Source organism: Antarcticirhabdus aurantiaca (assembly GCF_009765365.1).
Classification (GTDB): Bacteria; Pseudomonadota; Alphaproteobacteria; order Rhizobiales; family Rhizobiaceae; genus Antarcticirhabdus; species Antarcticirhabdus aurantiaca.
Window position 1 is genome coordinate 1 of the sequence record NZ_VTOM01000002.1, and the last position, 21,669, is coordinate 21,669.

At 66.2% G+C, this 21,669-nt stretch carries 16 protein-coding genes and 1 pseudogene; 9 read left to right on the forward strand and 8 right to left on the reverse strand.

The genetic code is table 11. From position 1 onward, the window contains the following. On the forward strand, positions 1-146 hold a 146-nt coding region (locus FZN60_RS02255), incomplete at its 5' end, for an integrase core domain-containing protein (protein ID WP_158870687.1). 286 nt (positions 147-432) lie between these two features. Here FZN60_RS02255 and FZN60_RS02260 read toward each other — a convergent pair. After that, a complete protein-coding gene (locus FZN60_RS02260) occupies positions 433-1,002 on the reverse strand; it encodes a hypothetical protein (protein WP_158870689.1) in 570 nt (189 codons plus the stop codon). A gap of 113 nt (positions 1,003-1,115) precedes the next feature. Here FZN60_RS02260 and FZN60_RS02265 point away from each other — a divergent pair, with 113 nt between their 5' ends. Further along, on the forward strand, positions 1,116-1,301 hold the full coding sequence (locus tag FZN60_RS02265) for a helix-turn-helix domain-containing protein (RefSeq protein WP_158870691.1): 186 nt from the start codon (positions 1,116-1,118) through the stop codon (positions 1,299-1,301). A gap of 554 nt (positions 1,302-1,855) precedes the next feature. Here the strand turns inward: FZN60_RS02265 and FZN60_RS02270 are convergent. From FZN60_RS02270 to FZN60_RS02280, 3 genes are all read right to left on the reverse strand, one after another. Beyond that, positions 1,856-5,206: an acyl-[ACP]--phospholipid O-acyltransferase gene (locus FZN60_RS02270; RefSeq protein ID WP_199266466.1), complete on the reverse strand. Its 3,351-nt coding sequence runs from the start codon at positions 5,204-5,206 to the stop codon at positions 1,856-1,858. A 77-nt stretch (positions 5,207-5,283) separates the two neighbouring features. Then, complete coding sequence (locus FZN60_RS02275) at positions 5,284-5,565, reverse strand: YiaA/YiaB family inner membrane protein (protein ID WP_158870693.1); 282 nt, start codon at positions 5,563-5,565, stop codon at positions 5,284-5,286. A 56-nt stretch (positions 5,566-5,621) separates the two neighbouring features. Further along, complete coding sequence (locus tag FZN60_RS02280; protein WP_158870695.1) at positions 5,622-6,308, reverse strand: PspA/IM30 family protein; 687 nt, start codon at positions 6,306-6,308, stop codon at positions 5,622-5,624. 99 nt (positions 6,309-6,407) lie between these two features. On the opposite strand from FZN60_RS02280, the gene FZN60_RS02285 reads away from it, so the two are divergent. Further along, a complete protein-coding gene (locus FZN60_RS02285) occupies positions 6,408-7,028 on the forward strand; it encodes a TetR/AcrR family transcriptional regulator (RefSeq protein WP_158870697.1) in 621 nt (206 codons plus the stop codon). 220 nt (positions 7,029-7,248) lie between these two features. Here the strand turns inward: FZN60_RS02285 and FZN60_RS02290 are convergent, their stop codons facing one another. Next, a complete protein-coding gene (locus FZN60_RS02290) occupies positions 7,249-8,244 on the reverse strand; it encodes a hypothetical protein (protein ID WP_158870699.1) in 996 nt (331 codons plus the stop codon). 500 nt (positions 8,245-8,744) lie between these two features. Between FZN60_RS02290 and FZN60_RS02295 the strand changes: the two genes are divergently transcribed. Beyond that, a complete protein-coding gene (locus FZN60_RS02295) occupies positions 8,745-10,349 on the forward strand; it encodes a P-loop ATPase, Sll1717 family (protein ID WP_158870701.1) in 1,605 nt (534 codons plus the stop codon). 4 nt (positions 10,350-10,353) lie between these two features. Continuing rightward, entirely contained in the window at positions 10,354-11,076 is a 723-nt protein-coding gene (locus FZN60_RS02300) for an FRG domain-containing protein (protein ID WP_158870703.1), read from the forward strand. A 97-nt stretch (positions 11,077-11,173) separates the two neighbouring features. Here the strand turns inward: FZN60_RS02300 and FZN60_RS02305 are convergent. Next, positions 11,174-12,362, reverse strand: a pseudogene (locus FZN60_RS02305) (IS3 family transposase). A gap of 547 nt (positions 12,363-12,909) precedes the next feature. On the opposite strand from FZN60_RS02305, the gene FZN60_RS02310 reads away from it, so the two are divergent. The 4 genes from FZN60_RS02310 (at position 12,910) to FZN60_RS02325 (ending at position 19,585) form a co-directional block, all read left to right on the forward strand. Then, positions 12,910-14,187, forward strand: a complete 1,278-nt coding sequence (locus FZN60_RS02310) for an efflux RND transporter periplasmic adaptor subunit (protein ID WP_158870705.1) — start codon at positions 12,910-12,912, stop codon at positions 14,185-14,187. A gap of 3 nt (positions 14,188-14,190) precedes the next feature. Then, positions 14,191-17,337 carry an efflux RND transporter permease subunit gene (locus FZN60_RS02315; protein WP_158870707.1) on the forward strand — a complete coding sequence of 1,049 codons (3,147 nt, stop codon included), beginning with the start codon at positions 14,191-14,193 and terminating at the stop codon, positions 17,335-17,337. Positions 17,338-17,456: 119 nt separating this feature from the next. After that, on the forward strand, positions 17,457-18,176 hold the full coding sequence (locus FZN60_RS02320; protein ID WP_158871248.1) for a response regulator: 720 nt from the start codon (positions 17,457-17,459) through the stop codon (positions 18,174-18,176). Next, positions 18,173-19,585, forward strand: a complete 1,413-nt coding sequence (locus tag FZN60_RS02325) for an ATP-binding protein (protein WP_158870709.1) — start codon at positions 18,173-18,175, stop codon at positions 19,583-19,585. Before FZN60_RS02320 ends, FZN60_RS02325 begins: the two co-directional genes overlap by 4 nt. A gap of 422 nt (positions 19,586-20,007) precedes the next feature. Here the strand turns inward: FZN60_RS02325 and FZN60_RS02330 are convergent, their stop codons facing one another. Together FZN60_RS02330 and FZN60_RS02335 are read right to left on the reverse strand one after the other, a co-directional pair. Continuing rightward, positions 20,008-21,024 (reverse strand): IS110 family RNA-guided transposase, encoded by a 1,017-nt coding sequence (locus tag FZN60_RS02330; RefSeq protein WP_158870711.1) that lies wholly within the window; start codon positions 21,022-21,024, stop codon positions 20,008-20,010. A 96-nt stretch (positions 21,025-21,120) separates the two neighbouring features. Further along, positions 21,121-21,651 carry a PAS domain-containing protein gene (locus FZN60_RS02335; RefSeq protein WP_158870713.1) on the reverse strand — a complete coding sequence of 177 codons (531 nt, stop codon included), beginning with the start codon at positions 21,649-21,651 and terminating at the stop codon, positions 21,121-21,123. Positions 21,652-21,669 lie beyond the last annotated feature (18 nt).

Below are 21,669 nucleotides of genomic sequence, written 5' to 3' on the forward strand. Positions count from 1 at the left end.
GGCGCCAGCACTACAACACCAAGCGTCCACACTCGAGCCTGGGCTACAAACCGCCGGCACCAGCCGTCGTGCCGTGGCCGGCTGCGCCACCCCAACCCGCTTCGCCGGCCACCTCAAACGTCGCCGATAAGCCAACCATGCATTAGATTTGAACCGGGCCACCTAACGGGGGCAGGCCAAGTGACGCCGAGGCTGTTGCAATCTGAAACATCCACAGCCATTCGAAATCCGCCTCGCCGGCTGCATAGCGGGCTTGGCTTGGCCGAATTTCTGTCGGTTTTGTCGGTGTGCGAAAGGGCGCTTTCGGGAGTATTTTTCGGGCTGCTTAGTCCGATGCGGCTCCCCGTGGAGGGCGTTTACACCCGCCACGGGCTGAGCCTCAAAGCATACGCGGTATGTCGGTGTAACGGGGGAGTAGGCGGGGGTTGAGCGTCACCGCGTAGGCTCCTCCCCATCCGGAAGGGGGTTCTCCCGGTCAAACTTTTCCCGTCTTTGCATGTCCCGAACCGCTGTCGATCTGGCGTGATCTCCGACGCGCTTCTGGAGGGCGGCGACAGCCTCCAGAGGATCAGCGCGCCGCCGGATGAGGAGCTGCACGGCCACCTGCATGGCCTCATAGAAGGCGGGCCCGTCGATCATCATCTCGCCGCCACGCCGGCTGCGCCACATCAGCGCCTCAAGAACGGCTCGGTCGATCTGCGATGCCTCGGGCACGCGCCGGGCGCGCCGGTCTGCCCGCCAGTTCGCCGTCCGCTGACGATCCTCTTTCGCGATCTGCGTGACGCTCTTGCGGGCGATGAGCTTGAGCTTTGGAGGAGCAGGCTTAGGGGTGGAGGACACGGACGAGGTCGTCTCGGGAGTGCGCACTTCGGGCGTGGTCGTATCGGGTGTGACAGCGTCGGGCGTGGTAGGCGTCTTCATGGGGTGGGCCTCCTGGTTGAGGCCAACAGGTTCAGCGATGTGGCGGAAAGCGACAAAGTGGCCCCTCCGGCGGCCATGCATCTGCCCGCTTGAATTTTTCGGGAGTGGATTGCCGAACCCTGTGAAATCTATCCTGTCGGCCCCGCGCAAATGGGGTCCGCGCCCGGACCGCTCCGTCCGCGGGAATGCAGACCATGAAGATCGCGGTCACGATCGACCAGGCCGTCGCGATGTCCGGCATTGGCCGGACCACCCTCTACAAGCTGATTGGAGAAGGCAGGCTGCACCCGCGCAAGCTGGGCAAGCGCACGCTGATCCTCGTCGATGAGCTGGAGGCCTGCATCCGCTCTCTTCCAGCCATCGAGGCTAGATCGGGATAGGCAATGTTGAAAGCTGAAACGACAGCGGCCGGCAACGAACGATCACGCACAGCGCAGCGCAGAAGTGGGGAACAAAGTGGGGAAGGATCGAGCGTCTCAGATTTTTCTGAGCAACTACAGTCACTTAGACATGATGATTGGCGGAGAGGGAGGGACTCGCCGCCACGTGGGTGAAAACCCATACAGAACAAGGGTTTCGTCAATCGCGAAACATGCCTTGTGTACCACCATTGGGCCCTCCGGTCCAGCCATTCTAGTGGGCGAGCTCTTCCCACGGATTGCCGTCCGCCGCCTTCCCCTTCCGGCCTGACACAGCTCCTCGAACGCTCGCCGGCCACGGTGCCGGCCGCTCGCCTGGGCGGGGACAAGCTTGGGCGCTTGATCTTTCGGGAGAGGGTGGAGAGGCGGGCAGCCGCGCTGTGAGCGCAAACGCTCCCCCCTCGTTACGCTGGCCACCGTGAAAGCTGCCGGCAAGCCCATTAGCACCGGTTTAGGTCGGGCCTCCTGTTGAACGTGGCACATCGACGCGATCGCGAGCCGGCTCCGATCGGCAGCTAGACGTGTAGCGATGCGGCCGCGGACACGGCGAGCAGCGCCGGCAGGGCAGTGTAGTCGGTCTTTCCGGTCCCGAGCAGCGGCAGGCGCTCGATGATCAGGACCTCCAACGGCACCATCAGGTCGCTCGCGCCGCGCGAGCGCGCGAAGGTCGAGAAGGTGTCCCGCGAGGCCGCCTTCTCTTCCGTCAGGAGCACCAGCCGCTCGCCCTTGCGCGGGTCGGGCGCGGCGAGGACGGCGGAGGGGGCGCCCGGCCAGAGGGCGCTCGCCAGCGCCTCGACCGCGGCCAGCGAGATCATCTCGCCGCCGATCTTGGCGAAGCGCTTGGCGCGCCCCTCGATCCGCACGAAGCCGTCCGCGTCGACCGAGACGATGTCGCCCGTGTCGTGCCACCCCTCCGCCGGGGGCTGGAGGACGCCCGGCCGGTCCTCCTTGAGGTAGCCGAGCATAACGTTGGCGCCGCGCACGTGGAGGCGCCCGCCCGTTTCCACGCCCTCGACCGGCTCCAGGCGGTGCTCGATGCCCGGTAAGAGCCGGCCGACGGTTCCCGGCCGGTTGTGCATGGCGGTGTTCAGCGCCAGCACCGGCGCGGCCTCTGTGACGCCGTAGCCCTCGAAGAGGCGGAGGCCGAAGCGGTCCTGCCAGACCTGGCGCGTCGCCGCCTTCACCGGCTCGGCGCCGGCGAAGACGTAGCGCAGCGAGCGCAGGTCGTAAGGGTGCGCCGTGCGGGCATAGCCTGCGAGAAAGGTGTCCGTGCCGAAGAGGATCGTGGCGTTCGAGCCGTAGATGAGCTCCGGCACGATCCGGTAGTGCAGCGGCGAGGGGTAGAGATAGACCGGCACGCCGGAGACGAGCGGCAGGAGCGTCGCCGCGCTCAGGCCGAAGGAGTGGAACATCGGCAGGACGTTGAACACCTTGTCGCGGGCGCTGAAGTCGATCCGCGCCGCCACCTGCGCGATGTTGGCAAGGATGTTGCGGTGGCTCAGCACCACGCCCTTCGGCGCGCCCTCCGAGCCGGATGTGAAGAGGATGGCCGCGGGATCGTCGGCCTTGCGCGCGACGAGCGGCCGGGTGCGGCGCAGGAGGCCCCTGATCTTGTCGATCGGCCCGACGCCCGCCCGGATGTCGTCCAGCCAGACGAAGGCGAAATCCTTCGAGAGCTCCTCCACCAGCGGCCGGAGCTTGGCCTTCTCGACGAAAGCGCGCGAGGACAGGATCGTCCGGGCTTCGGCCGCGCGGCAGGCGGCGCGGATGTTGGCGGCTCCCGCGGTGAAGTTGATCATCGCGGGCACCTTGCCGGCCGAGAGGAGGCCGAGAAAGGTCGCCGCCGTGCCGTTGGCGTTGGGCAGCATGAGGCCGAGATGCGCCTCCCCCGGGAACATCGCGGCGAAGCGCGTGCCGAGCACCCGCGCGGCGGTCAGGAGCGTGCCGTAGCTCATGGCGCCCGAGACCGGATCCTCCAGGGCGAGGCGGCCGAGGCCGTCGCGCCGGGCATTGGCGATGATCGTCTCCAGCACCGTCCCGTCCGTTTGCCCGGTGCGGAACATCAGGTCGGACATGACGCGGTAGAGGGCGGCCCCGGCCCGGGCCCGCCGCTGCCGGGCCGTGCCGCCCTCGGGCGCGGGAATGGCGACGGGCTCGAGGATCGTCACGCGCACCTTGGGAAACAGGCGGCGGCGCACCTGGCCGTCCCGCAGGCGCGAGAAGACCGAGCGCTCCAGCCCCTCGATGCGGATCGGAACGACCGGCGCGCCGGTGCGCGCGGCGACCATGGCCGCGCCGTCATAGACCTTCATCAGGCTCCCCGTGACGGTGAGTCGGCCTTCCGGGAAGATCGCGAGCGTCTCGCCCGCCTCGCTCGCCTTGATCAGCGTGCGGGTCGAGATCGGGCGCGAGGGATCGAGCGGCAGGGCTCGCACGAAGCGCAGGAAGGGCTTCACCCAGAAACGCTGCGCGATGGCGTGGTCGATGGCGAAGACGGGCTCGCGGTCGGTCAGCGCCAGCGCCAGCGGCGCGTCGAGGAAGCTGACGTGGTTCAGCGCGAGGATCGGGTTCGGCCCGGCCTTGTCCAGGTTCTCCAGCCCCTCCACCTCCATGCGGTAGAACGCGCGGAAGAGGATGGAGACGAGGTCGCGCAAGGGGTTGGTGGGCAGCTTCGCGATCATCAGGACCGCCGCGGCCAGGTTGAGGCCCGCGAGGGCGACGAGGATCGTGGTCAGCGACAGCCCGGCGGCTTGCGCCAGAGCCAGAGCGATGCCGCCCGCCGCCATGAAGCCGGCGCTCAGCGCGTTGACGCCGGCGATGGCGCGGGCGCGCCCCGCCGCGGGGGCCCAGGCCTGGATCGCGGTGAAGGTCGGCACCACGAGAAAGGCGCTGGCGAGCGCGATGCCGCCGAGATCGAACAGGGCGCGCCCCGTGCTCGGCTCCCCAGACAGGGCGACGGCGAGGTCGAGGCCGAAGAGGGCCATGGCGAGCGTGCCGACGGGAGCGGGCAGGAGCACGATCCGGCCGCGGCAGAACCACGCGGCGATCGCGGAGCCGGCGGCGACCGCGACGGCGAAGAGGGCGAGGACGGCCGAGACCATGGTCTCGCCGCCGCCGAGCCTGCCCGTCACGATCACCGGCAGGAGCGACAGGAGGACGGCGCCGACCATCCAGAACCAGGACACCATCAGCGCCGCCCGGAACAGGCGCGGCTCGCCGCGAAGAGCCGAAACGAGGCGGATCGTCGAGCGCAGGACGTTCGGCTCGACGCGCAGCGTCGGCGCGGCCGGTCCGGCGGGCGGGATGCGCCGCGCGGCGAGCCAGCCGGCGACGGCCAGAGCGAGCATCACGAGGCCCGTCACGACCGGCGCGCCCGCGGCGAGGACGCCTGCCAGGAGCGTGCCGCCGAGAATCGCGGCGAAGGTCGCCCCCTCCACCCAGGCGTTGGCGGCGGGCAGCTCGGAGACGGGCAGGTGGTCGGGCAGGATGCCGTACTTGATCGGCCCGAACAGCGCCGAGCCGACGCCGAACCCGAGAAGCGCGGCCATCATCACGGGAACGGATCCGAGAACGAGGCCGGCGGCGCCGACCAGCGCCACGGCGATCTCGGCGAGCTTCAGCCGGCGGGCGACGAGCGCCTTGTCGTGCCGGTCGGCGAGCTCGCCGCCGAGCCCGGACAGAAGCAGGAAGGGCAGGATGAACACGGCGCCGGCCAGCGCCACGAGCGGACCGGCACCCTCCCCCGAGATGCGGGCGAGGATCAGGAAGACCAGCGCGTTCTTCAGGAGGTTGTCGTTGAAGGCCGTGAGGAACTGCGTCCAGAAGAGCGGCGCGAAGCGCGCCGAGAGCATCATGCGGGAGGCCATCGGAGGTCCTGTCCGGTCGATCGGTTGAAGAAGGATGGTTCCGGGGCGCCGGTCGCGGCCGGCGCCCCGGCGGCGCGTCAGTCGGCGCGGCGCTCGGCGCCCATCAGGAGCTTCTCGGTCCGCGCTTCCTCCAGGCGGTTGAGGAAGCGCGAGGCCTCCTCCTCGTCGCGCAGCGTCTTGGTGACGGTGATCGCCGAGTGGACGAGCATCACCGAGGCCATGGCGTAGAAGCCCTTGGCGGCGAAGCTCGCCTCCAGCGACCAGATGCCGGCCGCCATCATGCCGGCGGCGATGGCGAAGCTGATGATGGTGAAGCCTTTCCAGGCGGCGGTGTGCTTGGGCGTGTAGGACTCGGTCATCGTATTGGTTCCTTCGTGTCGGTTGGATGTCGGATCGGAGAAGGCGGTGGTGGGGGTCACGCGCGGGACTTGCGCCGCTCGTCGAGCCGCTTCAGGACGGCGTCGGCGCTGTGCGGCGGCGGCGCCCCGCAGCCCGCCTCGGCGAGGCGGCGCGCAAGGGCGGCGGGATCGGCGTCGCGCGCCATTTCGGCCAGAGCGCGCTCGACGGCGTCGGCCTCGTCCTGGCGGCCGCGCAGGCGGGCGAGCGTCGCCTCCGCGTCGCGCAGGCTCGAGGCGACCTCGCCCGGCGCCGACGCGCGCAGGCGCCCCACCCGGCCGGCAGCTTCCGCCAGGCGCTGGCCGCGCCGCAGGTCGCGCAGCCGCTCCTCGGCGTCCGACACGATGCGGCGCAGGCGCGCGATCTCGGCGCCCGCGACCGCGCCCGCCCGGCGCGCGGCGTCGAGGTCGGCCTCCAGCCGGGCGATCGCCTCGGCCGCTTCCCGCGCGAGCCCGTCCTTGCCGGCGTCGAGCGCCGCGACGGCGCGCTCTTCGAGGTCGGCGAGGCGCGACGACAAGCCGTCCGCGCGCCGTCCCTCCTCCCGCTCCTGCGCCATGGCGAGGGCCACGGCGAGCCGCGCGCGCTCCAGCGTCGCGGCGGCGTCGCGGATCTGCTGGCGAAGAATGACGTGGGCGTCGCGGTCGAGCAGCGCTTCCGCCGCTTCGTACCTGCGGCCCCGGGCGAGAGCGACGAACTGTTTCCACATGCTGAGATCCTCGCTATGAACATCGTTCAAGCGCAATGAAGCAGATTTTTGAACGCCGTTCAAGCATGGATTTGAACAACGTTCATGTGGGAGGCGGCGATGACGGAGAAGCAGATCGACCGGCGCGGAGCGCTGCGCGAGCGCATCCTGGCGGCGGCGGAGGCGCGCATCGTCTCGAGCGGCGCCTCGGCCCTGCGGGCGCGCGACGTGATGGCGGATGCGGGCGCCGCGCTGGGCGGCCTCTACAACGCCTTCGAAGACCTCGACGACGTGGTCATCCACGTCAATTCGCGCACGCTCGGCCGGCTGCAGGCGGCGCTCACGCGGGCCTCGCAGGGCCTGGAGAACCCGACGGAAGCTCTGCGCGCCGCTGCCCTGGCCTATCTCGCCTTCGCCCAGGCCAACCGCTCGCTCTGGTCGGCGCTGTTCGAGTATCGCTACGCCTCGGGTCGCCGGATGCCCGACTGGCACCTGGCCGAGCAGGCCGAGCTGCTGGTCCACATCGTCGAGCCGCTGCGCGGGCTCCGGCCGGACTGGGACCGCGACACGCTTCTCCTGCGCGCCCGCACCCTGTTCGGCGCCATTCACGGGATCGTTTCGACTTCCATGGAGGAGCGCTTCGTGGGACTGTCAGCCGAGGGACTGGCAAGCGAGATCGGCGCCTTCGTGGACGTGATCGTGGCCGGGACCGTTGTGCCCGCCGGACGCCCGATCTCTTGACCGATGAAGGAGGAAGCTTCGCCATCACATGTTATAGATCGGCGCCGCTTTGAAGTCCCGGTGAGGTCAGACCCTTCAACAGCTTACCACGCCGATCGGCGTCGAAGCTCGGCGCCGATCCACACGGAATCGCCGGCGACGCCCCATGGAGCCGCGGAACGAGTCGGGATGGCGCCGGCGTCGCTGCGCTGTCCATCCGTCGGCGACGATCGGGAGCGTATCAGCGATCGGGCGAGGCAGGGTTCGCCGCCGATGCCGATGGCGGAGCGTCGCCATCGGCGGCGGACTCCCGGTCGGCGGTAGCCGGGCCTTGCCTGTGCACCTGCCGGCTCGTCACGGTGGAGTCCGTCTCGATCTGCCCGGCCACGGCGCTGCCGGCACCGCGTGCGCCGCTCGTTCCCTCCAGCGCCTTGAGCACGCCGCGACTAAACCTCTCGCTGAAGCCCGCAAGGAAGCCTACCACCATGTAGACCTCGAAGGACTGCGAGCCGCCCGGGAATTCGCCGATGCGGATGCTGATCACCTGTGCCGCCAGCACCGCGCCGATCACCGCTCCGAACGCGGCACCGATGATGGGCAGCGTGAACCCTGTGTAGTAGAGGAACTGCTTCGACTTCCCCCTCATGGCCTCGAACTCGCCGAGCCTGAGAAGGATGCTGACCACGCTTCCGAGACCTCCGAACAGGAAGGCCAGGATGATGTGCCCTGCCTGCCCCAGCGCGGTCGAGAACAGCGTCGACGCCGAGGACACCGATCCGGCCAGGCCGAGCTCGTTCGATACGACGTAGACGAAGACGACGGTGGCCAGAAACAGAAGGCCGAATGCCGCCACCGCCCACAACGATCTCTTGATGAACGTCACGAGACCATGCAGGACCTCGCCCAGCGCGGCGCTCGCGGAAGTCTGGAATCGAAGCTCGTTGACGATGTCTTCCGCCACGGACTTGAAATCGCTCTCGTAGGCCGCAAGGCCTAGCTGCGCGGTCTCGTATAGGCCCGCCTCACCGACGCGCTCGAGAGGCCCTCGAAGCAGGAGGTACCGAGCCAGCAGCTCCTCGTCCGGCTTCGCTTGCTGCTTCTCGCGCTTCAGGAGGCGCCACAGCGTTTCCTCGTAAGTGCGTCTTCGCTCCATCGCCTGTCCGAGCGAACGCGTCGCCTCGCTCGCGGCCAGGACGGTGGAGGTGGATCGCTGGACGGCCACGAGACGATCTTCCATGACGCTCCGCTCCCTGAGCAAGGCTTCTCGCGTCGGTCGCGACGGACGCCCGTTCTTCCCATCCGTCGAGCCTCAACGAAGACAGGTGCCTCCAGGCGCCGGTTGACGTAGCAGGATCTGCGCGCCAACAAGAACGACGCTTCCACGTCATCTTTCCAGACCCTGCGTTACGGAACTGTGACAGCGAACACTGATTTCACGACATCGATCGCTCCTGGACAAGCCAGCGGAACTTCTTCACGCTGCAGCCGACGCATCTCACGCCGCAGGGTGCCCCGGGGCTCGAACGAGCCCCCTCCCTCACGAAAGCCTACGATCGCCCCACGACCCAGCATCCGCCGCCCACCGATGCGCCTCGCATCAACGAAATCCGCAAGTTTTCGGAATCCACCCTACCGACGACCTCCTGCCGGCCCGCGTGGCCGTCCGCGACCAACTCCGCCTTCCTTGCCGGGCCTACCATCCGTCTTCCAGATCGAGCCACATGCCGGAGCCGTTCAATGTCGGACGAGAAGGCGAAGCAATTCGACGACCCTCGCTTCAAGGGAAACAGGCTGCCCTTCGGAGATCCCGACGGCGCCCGCGCCGATCTGGAAAAGGCGAGCCTGTTCGTCTCGCTGGACGACAGGCAGTTCGCGAGCGGGATCGCGGCTTCCGACCTCGATCGGTCGATCCGCGTCATCGTGGGAAAGAAAGGGGCAGGAAAGACGATCTATCTCCGTCGCCTCCAGGATTCGGCGAGGAAGGAAGACTCGATCTTTGCGAGCCGGATCGCCAAAGACATTCCTCCCACCAATGCGGTCATCGAGTTTTGCCAGAGCTTCAATGCCGAGAAGGTCACGGAAGCTTGGCAGCACGCATGGCGCGTGGCCATCCTGATGTCGGCGGCGAGCTTGATCTGCAACAAGACGTTCTTCGCGGCCCACGTGGATCAGGATCGAATGAGAGGCGAACTGGACAGTCTGATCGCGCCGGGAAAGGTGGCCCGCCACGAGCGAAGTACCTATTCCGAGCTGAAGAACATAATCTCCAGCCAACGTTCGGAGAAGGCGTTCTGGGATCTCGTCACCGACGCGAAATGGGACGACTTCCAGATCGTCCTCGGATCGCAGCTGAAGGTATGCCCCCCGCTGTTCATCTATCTTGACGCGAGCGACGACGAGTTCGCCCACGCCCCGATGGAATGGCACAGATGCCAGAAGGGATTGTTCTATGCCGTGATGCGGCTGTTGAGCCTTTCTGGTGCGATCGCTTCCCGCCTACACGTCGTCATCGCGATCCGCGACATCGTCTACTCCTCCGTGCTCAGGAGCGAGCATCGAACCAGGTACATAAATTCGCCGAGCATCTCGCTCCTGGACTGGAGCAAGAAGTCCATCCTCTACTTCCTCCACGAAAAGATCGCCGCGCTGGGCCCTGAATACTTCTCCGCCAGCGAGGAACGCAGCATCTACGGCTTTTTGGGACTGCGCACGATCTACAATTCCCGCAGAAGCGTGGAGGAGGACGCCTCCAGCTATCTCCTGAGGCACACCCGTGCGCTTCCGCGGGACATCGTCCAGATGGGAAACGCGATCGCCGCGGAGAAACTCGATTTTCTTCAGGGCGATGGTTCTTCGCCGAGCTGGGAGGAGCGACTTCGCAAGATCATCTCCGGCTGCGCCTCCGTGTTCGGCCAAGAGCAGATCGAGATCTGCGCCAATCAACTATCCTCCCACGATGCCCCAAGCCGCTCCGCTCAGCACCGCTACAGCGACTTCTATACCTCCAATCAGGACTACGTGAGGACCCGCGCGAAGCTGTTCGAGGCGTTTATCAGGGAGATCGGGCGAGAAAGGTTCCAGTATTCCACGCTCGTGCAGACCGAAGAGCGGTTCCGCGAAGATCGTCCCGCCGACGTGACGCTCTCGACGATCCTTTGGCAGAACGGCCTGATCGGCGTCCGCCGGACCAACGAGGAAACCGGTTTCGAATACTACTCCCTGAGCCGGAACGCCGGCTTTGCCTTACCGGCCGGCGGGAGCGAGTACTGCTTCAAAAGCATACTGATCGATGCCGTCGGAGGCATCTCGGTAGACAAGGGCGAGCCATCGGATGACAAATAACCTCATGCCGATAGTATCGCATACGTTTCCTTCGTTCTCCGCGTTCCTTTCCCAGTTCGTCACCATTCTTTTTCCGAGCGACGGCGTGTTCGTTCGGGAACGGTTCCTCTTCCGTGGCCAAGGAAATTCGAACTACAAGCTGGTGTCGAGCTTCGATAGGCGCTTCGCCCATCTCCCGATCATCAAGCGAGTCGAACGTTACAACGCGTTCGTCGGGCTCCTGCTCGAGGAGATGAGGGAGATCGACCCGAGCTGCTCCGAGACCGACGCCCTGGGGCTTGCCCAGCACCATGGCGTTCCGACGCGCCTGCTGGACTGGAGTTCAAGTCCCCTCATCGCTGCCTACTTCGCCTTCCACGAGCTGGCCACGAAAGCAGCGGCCAATCACGTCAGCATATGGTGCCTCGACACCCAGGACACAGACGTCTGGAGCAAGCGCCTGGGCGTAGAGCTCCTGAGCCTGAAGACAAAGCACAACGATCGTGCCACCCGCCAGCTCGGCTCCGCAACCAATCTCTCGTCGACCGACGAGTCGATCGAGGATTTCGTCGTGCGCCTGAACCCGGGACGGGCGGTTCTCTACAAGTTCAACGTATCGGCGTCCGACAGCCGCGCCGCCTTCGCATGGCTGGATGCCTGCAACATCCGAGCGACCGAGCTGTTCGGAAGCATCGACGGACGGGTGCAGACCGCGCTGGAGCGCCTCTATCTTCAACATGGCGCCTGAGCCGCGCTCCGGCGTGAAAAAACATGCCGTAGAAGCCGCCGGTCGCGTCGTTGCCGGAGGGAAGGAGTTCGAAGCCGTCTGACGTGACCCCCGTTTTTCATCCAGCAGGAGCGAGAGTCCTGTCGTGATCTGAGCCGTCGTCGAAGGCGGTTGCAAGAGGCCGAAGCGCGGAGCCATCCGCTTGCGCAGCGCTTCGACCGGCGGCTCCAAGGATGGCGCCGGCGTAGTCCCGGGCGTCATCCAGCCGAGCCTGGCGTGCGGCCGCTCCTCGTTGTAGTCGCGCCGCCAGGCCTTCAGCACGGCGCGGGCATGCGGCAGGGAGCGGAACAGCGTCTCGTTGAGAAGCTCGTCGCGCAGCCGGCCGTTGAAGCTCTCGATGAAGCCGTTCTGCTGGGGTTTGCCGGGCGCAATGTAATGCCAGCCGACGCCCACCTTGTCCGCCCAGGCCAGGATCGCGTTCGAGGTGAACTCCGTGCCGTTGTCGCTGTGTGATGGTGGTCGCACGACCGCGCTGGCGCACGATGGCATCGAGTTCCCGACCGACCCGAAGGCCGGACAGCGAGGTGTCGGCAACCAGCGCCAAGCACTCGCGCGTGCAGTCGTCGACTACGGCCAGGATGCGGAAGCGACGCCCGTCCGTGAGCTGATCCGACACGAAGTCCAGGCTCCAGCGCTGGTTGGGCGCGAGCGGCACTTCGATCGGCCGGCGCGTGCCGAGCGCCCGCTTGCGTCCGCCGCGGCGGCGAACGGTCAGCTTCTCTTCGCGATAGAGCCGCTGGACGCGCTTGCGATTGACGGCATGGCCCTCCCGCTTCAACAGGACGTGCAGCCGCCTGTAGCCGAAGCGTCGGCGCTCGCTCGCCAGCTCCTTCAGCCGCGCTCGCAGCAGGCCGTCGTCGGGCCGCGTCCCCTCATAGCGCACGCTCGCCTTGTCGGCTCCGGTCACCCGGCACGCCCGCCGCTCGCTCATCTGGAAGGTCGTGGCGAGATGGGCCACGGCTTCCCGTCTGGCGGCGGGCGTCACCACTTTTTTCCCAAGAGATCCTTCAGCGCGGCGTTGTCGAGCATGGCATCCGACAGCGTCCGCTTCAGCCGGCCGTTCTCGTCCTCCAACCCCCTCAGCCGCCGGGCATCCGACACCTCAAGGCCGCCGACTTGGCCTTCCACTTGTAGAACGTCGCCAAGCTGACCCCGTGCGTCCGGCAGACCTCCACGGTGGCAACTTCCGCCTCCTGCTCGCGCAGGATCGCGATGATCTGCTCTTCCGTGAACCGTGACTTCTTCATCCGTCCGTCCCGTGTGGTTGGGCGGACTCTACTCATCCCTGGAGGAGTTTCAGGAGGTCACGTCACGAAAGTTGAAGAAGCCTGCCGTTCAGGCTAACGACCGCGCCCTCGTGCTCCGCCAGTCACGAGCCATACAGGGCGGGTTCGATAGGTTTGGGCGGCTCGCTCCGGAGAACCACGCTGGTTGCGACCGCACTCTGCGGGAGGTCCAAGATCCTTGGGACAAGCGCTTCGCGTATCTGGACCGGAACGGAGATGGAGAGCTCGATCGTTCCGAACTGCGGCGCGAGAACGGAAACCGAAACGGCCACGGGCCACGAGGTGAACGCGCCTGCTGACCTCGGCTGAGATCGGCACCCCGCCTCGTCTCGAAAGACGATCCGCCCGCCGCTGCAGAAGGCGGGCGGATCGTTTGCTTGCTCAGCGCCATGCCTGCTCTATCCCGTTACACTTTGCGACAAACGGTCAAGGTCCTGACAAATCTTCGGATGCCGCAATGCCGTATGAGTTGGGCACAACGCCATCCCCGCTGCCCGAAACAGGTCCCATGCTCCTTGACACCCGTCTTCCAATCCATCGTGCCGTCGGGCTTCTGATTGCATTCGGGATACTTTCCACGCTGTCGGCATGCACGCAGGCCGAGACCGCCACATCGCCACGTGCTGCGGCCGCCTCGCCCAAGATCGGATACGTCACGCTGCGTCCGCAGCCGGTCGCAATCCAAAGCGACACGGCGGGTCGCGTCGTCGCCTTGCGGACGGCCGAGATCCGACCGCAGGTCGGCGGCGTCGTGATGGAACGAGTGTTCGAGCCAGGGTGCGAGGTGAAGCAGGGAGATCTGCTTTTCCGGCTCGATCCGAAGCCATTCGAAGCGCAGCTCGCGGCAGCCGAGGCGACGCTTGCCAAGGCCAGCGCCGCGCTTCCCAGCGTCCAGGCCAAGGCTGAACGCTACGCCAACCTGTCTGCCAGCACCGTGATCAGTCAGCAGGACAAGGAGGATGCGCAGGCGCTGTTCCTCCAGACAAAGGCTGACATCGCGGCAGCGGAGGCCGCCGTCGAGACGGCTCGCATCAACCTCGGTTATGCCGAAATCCGCGCCCCGATCGATGGGATTATCGGGACCACGAACGTCGACATCGGCACGCTTCTCACCGCAGGACAGGCAGCCTCCCTGGCCACAATCCGCCAACTCGATCCGATCTATGTCGATCTCACCGAGTCCTCGAGCAACCTCCTTCGGCGCCAAGCCGCGCTGGAAGAGGGCGCATTCGTCTCGGCTTTCGGCAACGCAGCCGCTTCCCCACAGGTCACGCTCAAACTTCCCGGCGGCACAATCTACGGGGAGACGGGCACGCTGGAGGCTCGCGATCGCTTCGTTTCGGAGAGCACCAGCACCTTCACCGTCCGCGCCCGCTTCCCGAACCCGGACCTCACGCTTTTGCCAGGACAGTACGTTCGCGCCTCGATCGAGATTGGCAGCGACGACGAAGGGTTTCTCGTTCCCCAGCGCGCCGTCTCACGCAACAGCAAGGGCGAGGCCACCGCAAGCTTCCTGACGGGTGACGACATGATCGAGACACGGATCATCGAAACCTATACCGACGTCGGCGGCGAATGGCTTGTCACTGGTGGGGTTGCCGAGGGCGACCGCCTCGTCGTCGACGGCTTCCAGAAGATTCAGCCGGGAGCAAGGGTCTCGCCGGTCGAGGTCGAACTCGATGGGAACGGTGTGGTTCGAACGCCGGACGCGGCGGGCTCGACCGCTCTGCTAGAGACGAGTTCCCCGGGGTTGGCCAGCGCGCTCGTGGCCAAGGCGCAGGACTGACCCATGGCCCAGTTCTTCATCCGCCGTCCCGTCTTCGCCTGGGTGATCGCGATCGCGATCATGTTGGGCGGCCTTCTCGGCCTGTCCCAACTCTCCATCTCGCGCTATCCCGACATCGCCCCACCCGCCGTCCAGATCAGCGCGACCTATCCCGGCGCCAGCGCCGCGACGGTCGAGAACTCGGTGACCAAAATCATCGAACAGAACATGACCGGGCTCGACGGTCTCCTCTACATGTCCTCGACATCGACCTCGACCGGTTCGGCATCGATCTCGCTGACGTTCCAGAATGGGACCGACCCCGACATCGCGCAGGTGCAGACGCAGAACAAGCTTGCGCAGGTCACCTCGCAGCTTCCCGAAGCGGTGCAGCGGCAGGGGCTGACGGTCACGAAGTCGTCGTCCGGCATCCTGATGGTCGCAGCGCTGACGTCCACGAACCCCGACTACAGCACGACCGACTTGGCCGATCTCGTCACAACCAATCTCGAAGACGCCGTTCGCCGCGTGCCGGGCGTCGGCGACCTCAACCTCTTCGGCTCGGGCTATGCGATGCGCGTATGGCTCGACCCGGCCAAGCTCGCACAGTTCCAGCTCACGCCCGGCGACGTCACGTCGGCGATCCAAGCGCAGAATTCCCAGGTATCCGTGGGCCAGCTCGGCGCTACACCTGCCGCGCCGAGCGCCCAGATGAACTATACGATCACCTCGCAGAGCCAGCTCGAAACGCCCGAACAGTTCCGCTCGATCATCCTGAAGACCGTCCCCGACGGCTCGCTGGTGACGATCGGCGACGTCGCGCGCGTGGAGATCGGCGCGGAAAGCTACAACACAAGCGCGCGCTACAACGGCCAACCCGCCGCAGGATTCCGAGTAAGCCTGGCAGCCGGCGCCAACGCCATCGACACGGCCGAGGGCGTGCGGTCGGCGATGGAGGGACTGAGCGGCTCGCTGCCCCCTGACGTCGAGATCGTGTATCCGAACGACACGACGCCCTTCGTTCTTCTCGCGATCGAGAAGGTCGTCCACACGCTGATCGAGGCGGTGGTTCTCGTCTTTGTCGTCATGTTCGTGTTCCTCCAGAACTGGCGTGCGACACTGATTCCGACGCTGGCCGTGCCTGTCGTGCTGCTCGGCACCTTGGGCGTCCTGGCTGTGGCGGGCTACTCCATCAACACGCTGACCATGTTCGCCATGGTGCTGGCCATCGGCCTTCTCGTCGACGACGCGATCGTCGTGGTGGAAAACGTCGAGCGGATCATGGAGGAGGAAGGCCTCGGCCCGCGCGAGGCGACGGAGAAGTCGATGCGCGAGATCACCGGGGCTCTGGTCGGCATCGCGCTTGTCCTGTCGGCGGTGTTCCTGCCCATGGCCTTCTTCGGCGGCTCGGTCGGGATCATCTACCAGCAGTTCTCGATCACCATCGTCACCGCCATGTTCCTGTCGGTGGTGGTGGCCATGGTCTTGACGCCGGCGCTTTGCGCCACGCTCCTGAAGCCGACGCATGGTGCGCGCAAGAACTGGTTCTTCCGTGGCTTCAACCGAGGCTTCGGCGTGCTGACGGATGCCTATGAGCGGATCACCGGCGGTGTTCTGGCGCGCCCTTTGCGTGGTCTGATCGTCTTTCTCCTGATCTGCGGGGGAACGGCCTTTCTGTTCACGCGCGTCCCGTCCTCCTTCCTGCCGCCCGAGGACCAAGGGCTCCTGATGACGCAGATCGAACTGCCGGCCGGCGCGACCAGCGCGCGCACTGCCGAGGTCCTCGCCCAGGTCGAGCAGTTCTATCTCACGCAGGAGGCAGCGAACGTGCAGGAGATCCTCGCCGCTCAGGGCTTCTCGTTCGGCGGCAGCGGACAGAACGTCGCCACGGCCTTCGTGCGGCTGAGGCCCTTCGACGAGCGCACGGGCGAAGGGCAGGACGCAGCCTCCATCGCGGGAAGAGCGATGCGCGCCTTCTCCCAGATCCGGGACGCGCGCGTCGTCGCCCTGTCGCCGCCCGCCCTGCCTGGTCTCGGCCAGTCAGGCGGGTTCGAGATGTATCTTCAGGATACGGCCGGACAGGGCAACGATGCGCTGATCGATGCCGGCCAGCGCCTCCTGACGGCGGCGGCGGCCGATCCGTCGCTGGCGGGCGTTCGCCGCAGCGGAACGCCCACGCAGGCCCAACTCGACGTGCAGATCGATCACCAGATGGCGGGCGCACTCGGACTGGACGTCTCCGCTGTGAACAGTGTCCTATCGACCGCATGGGCCGGCAGTTACGTGAACGACTTCAACAACGAGGGTCGCATCAAGCCGGTCTATGTGCAGGCCGACGCCCCCTTTCGCATGGTGCCGAGTGACCTCGACCGTTGGTATGCACGCAACGACGGGGGCGAGATGGTGCCCTTCTCGGCGTTCACGCAGGTCGATTGGGAACTGGGCTCGGCGCAACTCGCCCGCTTCAACGGACTCAGCGCGATCAGCATTCAGGGTTCGGCCGGGACCGGCGCGTCGTCCGGCGAGGCGATGGCGAGGATGGAACAGCTCGTCAGTGACCTCGGCCCCGGCTGGTCGGCGGCCTGGAGCGGACTGTCCTATCAAGAACGGCTGTCCGGGTCGCAGGCCTCGCTTCTCTACGCCCTGTCGGTGCTGGTGGTGTTCCTGTGCCTTGCCGCTCTCTATGAAAGCTGGACGGTGCCCTTCTCGGTGATCCTGGCGGTGCCGGTCGGCGTCTTCGGCGCGGTGGTGGCGGCGAGGGCGAGCGGGCTGTCGAACGACATCTACTTCAAGGTCGGACTTCTGACGACGATCGGCCTCGCGGCCAAGAACGCGATCCTGATCGTGGAGTTCGCGCGCGATCTCCATGCCGCCGGGCATCCGCTGCTGGCGGCGACGACGCAAGCGGCCCGCCTGCGGCTCCGTCCGATCCTGATGACGTCCTTCGCCTTCATCCTCGGCGTCTTGCCGCTGGCGATCTCGACGGGCGCTGGTGCCGGGGCCCAACAGGCCATCGGCATCGGCGTCATGGGCGGCATGATCGCCGCGACCGTACTCGGCATCTTCTTCGTGCCGCTTTTCTTCGCGGTCGTGATGCGCCTCAGCGCGAGGTTGTCGCGCGTCGGTGGTTCTCGCGTTTCCCGAACCGCGTTTCCCGAGCCTGGAGAATGATGGGCGGCGTCGATGCAACCTACGTTCGGCTGGCGAACGGGCGTGCGCAAGTGCCTATCGGCCATCGCGACAACCCTGTAGGTGCGATCGAGGCCGATCCGGATAAACGAGGGCTCGCCATGTCCACCGTACCCCATATCGTCGTTGTCGACGATCATCGCGAGATCCGTGATCTTCTGCGCCAGTATCTGGAGCAACAGGGTTTCCGAGTTAGCGCGGCAGAGGACGGGAAGGCGCTGCGAGGCATCCTAAGTCAGGAGAAACCTGATCTTCTGGTGCTCGACATCATGATGCCGGGTGACGACGGGTTGAGTCTCTGCCGCGAGCTTCGGTCCAACAACGCAGTGCCCATCATCTTTCTGACCGCGGTCGCCGATGAAACGGACCGGATCGTCGGGCTCGAGGTCGGGGCCGACGATTACCTGACCAAACCGTTCTCGGCGCGCGAACTGCTGGCCCGCATCAAGGCCGTCCTCCGACGGGTCAACGCGCCGCCACGGAGCGATGAGCCTGTCCCGAGCCAGCGCGTGCGCTTCGCGCAGTGGACTCTGGATCTGCAACGTCGCGAGTTGCAGGACGCGAAAGGGATTGCCGTCTCTTTGTCAACGGGCGAGTTCCGTCTGCTCAGGGTCTTCGTCGAGCGTCCCGGCGTCGTGTTGACACGGGACCAGCTTCTCGATCTGACCACCGGCCGGGGCGCCGAGCCCTTCGACCGTTCGGTCGACAACCAGGTCAGCCGCTTGCGCAAGAAGATCGAGGTCGACCCGAGGAACCCGGCCGTTCTTCAAACGGAGTGGGGCGGTGGCTACCGGTTCGCCGCCGTGGTCTCGAGGGCATGAGGTCGTGGTGGTACAGGAGCCTGTCGGGCCAGCTCGTCGCAGCGCTTCTCGGAGCGCTGGTTCTATCGCAGGTCGTTTTTTTCCTGTTTGTCCTTCAGGACCGCAGGCAGTTTCTGGAAGCGAACAATCGCGCGGAATTCATCAACCGCGCCCAGTCGCTGTCGAGGCTCGTCTCCTCTCTGCCTGCCGACGTTCGCGAAGCCGTAACCAGAAGCGCCAACACCGAGCACACTCGTTTCTGGATCGCGGCGGCGGTGGAGCCGACTTCGAGCGCTTGGGTGACGCAAATGCGAGACCGTTTCGCAACGCCGCTGAACCGTCTTCTCGGCACGTCGCCCGAGGCGATCGGGCATGGTGCTCGCTCCCATCAAGGAGCCGCCGAGGCCATGGCTGCGGTCAAGGTCGTCGAGACGCGATCGCCGCCGACCGGTTGGCCCTCCGACCTGCCTCAGGAGGCCACGGCGGTCACACTGGACGACGGCATCGGAAAAGGGATCGTTGTCCCCTTGGATGACGGCACTCGCCTCAACGCCGCGTACTACAGCGTTCTGTCGGGGTCGATCTTCTCAACTCCCTTCCCCGTCAGGGCCGTTCTCACCGCAGGTCTTGTCGTTCTGGTCAGCCTCACGGTGGTGCGACGCATCACCGAGCCCCTCGCCCGTCTTACCCGGGTGGCCGAGACCGTGGGGCGCGGCCAACTCACGGAGATCGTACCCCAGACCGGACCGGATGACATTCGCCATCTCGCGGAAGCCTTCAACCGCATGCAGGACCGCCTCCAGCGCTTCGTGGAGGACCGCACGCGGATGCTCGCAGCCATTGGGCATGACCTTCGCACGCCGCTGACGACGATGAAGCTGCGCACGGAATTTATTGTGGACAAGGATCTTCAAGCGCGCATGTTCGCCACAATCGATGAGATGCGCGTGATGACGGAGGCGATCCTGGCGCTCGCAAGGCAGGAGAGCACGAGCGAGCCGACACGGCTGGTGGATCTTGGGACTTTGGTGGAAAGCCTGTGCGAGGATCTCGCGGAGGTCGGCGACGACGTTCGGTTCGAGGGCAGCGGTCGCATCACCTGTCGCTGCCGACCGGACAGCCTACGGCGAGGCCTGCGTAATCTCGTCGAGAATGCCGTCCGCTACGGAGGCGAGGCACGCGTTTCCTTGGAGCAGACGGTCGATACTGTGCGGATCATCGTCCGCGATCGGGGGCCGGGCATTCCTGTCGACCGGATGGAGGACGTGTTCACGCCCTTTGTGCGCCTGGAAGGCTCGCGCAATATTGAAACAGGTGGCGCTGGGCTCGGCCTCTCCATCGCCCGCGCCATCGCCCGGCATCACGGTGGAGATATCCTGCTCCGGGGCCGCGCCCTCGGCCTCGAAGCTGTGTTCGAACTGCCACGCTGAATGTGTCAACTCGCAAATGACCGGGTTACCCGAAGCAAGAAGCGCCAGGCGATTGCCAAACGATTCGCTCTTCGTCTGCTTTCGGTAAAACTGAACTGATGCGGTGGATGCCCCCACCGAGCGGCATCACGTATGCCGGGGCATGTGTGGATGCCCCCTGTTTGGCAAGCTTGATCTTCGTTCTTTCGGCGGGGTCTTCGATCGGACGTGTGTCAGGCCTCACGATGTGGCTTCGATGACGCCACGGGCCGGTATGCTGTTCGGAAGGCTGGGTTCACATCGGTTCAGAGAGCTGTCTGCGCTCGAGCCCCGGGTCTGAATGTCCCTGCCTTGAACTTCGAAGTCCGTGTCGCCTACTCCTCGTCGATCGCTCACCCCGGCCTTACGGCCATGCCGTGCCTTCGCCCTATGACGGGTTCGGGTCACGCCATTCGGTAATTCTCCTGCTTCGTCGTCACGGCCCAGATGGTCCGTGCCATCTTGTTCGCCAACGCGACCGCCGCGACCATCTTCGGCTTGCGCGCGACGAGGTTCGCGAGCCAGCGGTTGGCGCTCCCGCCCTTGCGCACCACCCAGCGGATCACGCTCATGGCCCCGACGATGAGCAGTCGCCGGATATCGGTCTGGCCCATCTTGCTGACGGAGCCAAGCCGGGCCTTGCCGCCCGTCGATCGCTGTCGCGGCACGAGGCCGAGCCAGGCGGCGAAGTTGCGTCCGCTGTCGAACGTGTCGAGTTCCGGAGCGAAGGCAGCGACGGCACCCGCCGTCACCGGCCCGATGCCCGGTATGGTGCACAGACGCTGGAGGTCGGCATCCGTTCGCGACGCCGCCTCCAGTTCGTCGCCGAGCCGCTCGATCACGTCCGTCAGCCGAGCGATTTGGTCGAGGTAGATCGCCCCCATCGCTCGTACCTCGGCGGGCAGGTCGCCGGTCTCGTCGGCGAGGGCTTCCTCCAGCACCTTGAGGTTAGCCGGCCCCTTTGGAGCGACGACACCGAACTCGGCCAGATGACCTCGCAGCGCGTTGATGAGCTGCGTGCGCTGGCGGACCAGACACTGGTGCGTGCGGAACGCTACCGCGCGTCCCTGCGTCTCGGCGCTCTTCACCGCCACGAAGCGCATGGCCGGGCGCGAAGCCGCCTCGGCGATCGCCTCCGCGTCGGCGCGATCGTTCTTTTGACGCTTCACGAACGGCTTCACGTAGACCGCTGGCACGATCCGCACCTCGTGTCCGTTCTTCTGAGCCACGCGACCCCAGTGATGCGACGTCGCACACGCCTCCATCGCCACGATGCAAGCCGGCTGGTCGGCCAGCAGCGCCGAGAACCGTGCCCGTGAAAGCGCGCGGTTGTACAGAACCGTCCCGTCCGAACCGACGGCGCAGACCTGGAAACTGCCCTTCGACAGATCAACCGCCAGCATGCTGATGTTCGTCGTCATCGGGGACCCCTTCGATCGGTTTCTATAGAACCGTCCTGGCATACGTGATGCCGCTCGGCGGGGGCATCCACCGCATCAGTTCAAGCGTGGCTGATCCTAGAACGTCGACGGCCCCATCTTCTTGGCCATCGATCGTCCGGCATGCAGAAGCGTGGCCTCGATGAGTCGGGTCAACATGGGATCGTCACCGAGCCTCGACAGACCGAGAACGGCCATCAGGCCTTCGACGACTTCCACCTCCCAGGGCAGCGGCATCCCGCCGCGATCTTCGATCAGGATGCCCGCCACGTGACTGGGCGCACCTGCGTCGTCGAGGAAGCGGCGTCCGATCGCGCGAACCGGCGTGTAGTGCCGGGGACCGTGCTCGAGCCGATAGATGAGGAAGTAGGGCATTCCCGTCTCGATGGTGTCGAGTAGAACCGACATGGCCTTCTGGCGATCGTCGGGATGGACACGGGGCAGAACGCGCTCCGGCTCGATCCCGAGAGCGCCTTGTTCCGCCGAAACGCCGAAGTACACCGACATGGTCGGATCGAGCGTGATCCGCTTCGTTGCGACGTCAACGCTCCAGAAGCCGATCGAGGCGATCGGCGGCTCGTTCGGTGCATGCCACGCGAGGCCATCCATGGCGTCCTGAGCCCCTCC

Bases quoted from the DNA above. Each gene is read 5' to 3' on its own strand.
- FZN60_RS02320 (WP_158871248.1), top strand. From the start codon at position 17,457: ATGTCCACCGTACCCCATATCGTCGTTGTCGACGATCATCGCGAGATC.
- FZN60_RS02290 (WP_158870699.1), bottom strand. From the start codon at position 8,244: ATGGAAGATCGTCTCGTGGCCGTCCAGCGATCCACCTCCACCGTCCTG.
- FZN60_RS02330 (WP_158870711.1), bottom strand. From the start codon at position 21,024: ATGACGACGAACATCAGCATGCTGGCGGTTGATCTGTCGAAGGGCAGT.
- FZN60_RS02300 (WP_158870703.1), top strand. From the start codon at position 10,354: ATGCCGATAGTATCGCATACGTTTCCTTCGTTCTCCGCGTTCCTTTCC.
- FZN60_RS02270 (WP_199266466.1), bottom strand. From the start codon at position 5,206: ATGGCCTCCCGCATGATGCTCTCGGCGCGCTTCGCGCCGCTCTTCTGG.
- FZN60_RS02285 (WP_158870697.1), top strand. From the start codon at position 6,408: ATGACGGAGAAGCAGATCGACCGGCGCGGAGCGCTGCGCGAGCGCATC.
- FZN60_RS02310 (WP_158870705.1), top strand. From the start codon at position 12,910: ATGCTCCTTGACACCCGTCTTCCAATCCATCGTGCCGTCGGGCTTCTG.
- FZN60_RS02325 (WP_158870709.1), top strand. From the start codon at position 18,173: ATGAGGTCGTGGTGGTACAGGAGCCTGTCGGGCCAGCTCGTCGCAGCG.
- FZN60_RS02275 (WP_158870693.1), bottom strand. From the start codon at position 5,565: ATGACCGAGTCCTACACGCCCAAGCACACCGCCGCCTGGAAAGGCTTC.
- FZN60_RS02280 (WP_158870695.1), bottom strand. From the start codon at position 6,308: ATGTGGAAACAGTTCGTCGCTCTCGCCCGGGGCCGCAGGTACGAAGCG.
- FZN60_RS02335 (WP_158870713.1), bottom strand. From the start codon at position 21,651: ATGGATGGCCTCGCGTGGCATGCACCGAACGAGCCGCCGATCGCCTCG.
- FZN60_RS02315 (WP_158870707.1), top strand. From the start codon at position 14,191: ATGGCCCAGTTCTTCATCCGCCGTCCCGTCTTCGCCTGGGTGATCGCG.
- FZN60_RS02260 (WP_158870689.1), bottom strand. From the start codon at position 1,002: ATGCATGGCCGCCGGAGGGGCCACTTTGTCGCTTTCCGCCACATCGCT.
- FZN60_RS02265 (WP_158870691.1), top strand. From the start codon at position 1,116: ATGAAGATCGCGGTCACGATCGACCAGGCCGTCGCGATGTCCGGCATT.
- FZN60_RS02295 (WP_158870701.1), top strand. From the start codon at position 8,745: ATGTCGGACGAGAAGGCGAAGCAATTCGACGACCCTCGCTTCAAGGGA.